Source organism: Streptococcus danieliae, assembly GCF_013415245.1.
Lineage (GTDB): Bacteria > Bacillota > Bacilli > Lactobacillales > Streptococcaceae > Streptococcus > Streptococcus danieliae_A.
Window position 1 is genome coordinate 1 of sequence record NZ_JACBXX010000143.1, and the last position, 281, is coordinate 281.

General features: G+C 36.3%; 1 protein-coding gene. It reads left to right on the forward strand.

What is annotated here, in order from left to right:
- A partial coding sequence (locus HZY94_RS06945) for a transposase (protein WP_179925583.1) occupies positions 1-281 on the forward strand: 281 nt, incomplete at both ends.

Consider the following 281-nt stretch of genomic DNA (forward strand, 5'->3'; position numbering starts at 1 on the left):
CATTACCAACTTTATCAGATGCTTCTATTCCACATCAAGAATAAAAATACGGATCACTTCTTTGCCTTAATAGAGGAAGAAATAGGGTCTGTCAATCCGATTTTCCAAACAGTCTTCCATACTTTCCGTAAAAACAAAGATAAGGTTTGTAATGCCCTAGAATTGCCTTATTCCAATGCAAGACTAGAGGCAACTAATAATCTCATCAAGGTTATCAAGCGGAATGCCTTTGGTTTCAGGAACTTTGACAATTTTAAGAAACGCATTTTCCTAGCCTTGAA